Here is a 229-nt window from a genome sequence, read left to right on the forward strand (position 1 = left end):
GCCGTCTCCACCATCACGCGCGACGATATCGACAAGCGCGCAGCCGAGACAGTCCAGCGTGCCGCGGACTACACGCCGGGCGTCTTCACCAACCAGATCGGTGCCTCCAACCGCTATGACTATCTGGTGCTGCGTGGCTTCTCCGATGGCAGTGTCAGCAACACCTTTCTGGATGGCCTGAAGCTGATGGGCGACTCGGGCTCCTACAGCTCGATGACCATCGACCCCT

Annotated in this window: 1 protein-coding gene; it reads left to right on the plus strand. The window is 62.0% G+C overall.

Annotated elements, in window-relative coordinates; genetic code table 11:
• Positions 1-229, plus strand: a 229-nt coding sequence (locus R0J88_RS24160; protein ID WP_410901480.1) for a TonB-dependent receptor plug domain-containing protein, incomplete at both ends; no start/stop codon positions are given.

The organism is Pseudoalteromonas sp. SIMBA_162 (genome assembly GCF_046535955.1).
Taxonomy (GTDB): Bacteria; Pseudomonadota; Gammaproteobacteria; order Enterobacterales; family Alteromonadaceae; genus Pseudoalteromonas; species Pseudoalteromonas marina.